General features: G+C 73.6%; 1 pseudogene. It reads left to right on the top strand.

Going from position 1 to position 220, the window contains the following annotated elements:
• Positions 1-220: pseudogene (locus J0695_RS40585) on the top strand (protein phosphatase); the annotation flags it as partial.

Genomic DNA, 220 nt, shown 5'->3' with positions numbered 1-220 from the left:
GTCGCCGAGGTGCTCGACCGGCTCAACAAACTCCTGGTCGACGATGCGATGGAGACCGCGGAGGCCGCCGCCAGGATGGTCGCGGTGGCGGGCGGGCAGGAGCCGCCCGAGGGCCCGCAGTCCCGTTTCCTCTCGCTGCTCTACGGGGAGCTCGTACCGCTGGACGGACCCGGCGGCGGAGTGCGCTGCACCCTTGCCAGCGCCGGTCACCCGCTCCCGC

It is taken from the genome of Streptomyces beijiangensis, assembly GCF_017315755.1.
In the GTDB taxonomy this organism is placed as follows: domain Bacteria; phylum Actinomycetota; class Actinomycetes; order Streptomycetales; family Streptomycetaceae; genus Streptomyces; species Streptomyces beijiangensis.
This window is presented reverse-complemented; position numbering and strand designations above follow the sequence as displayed.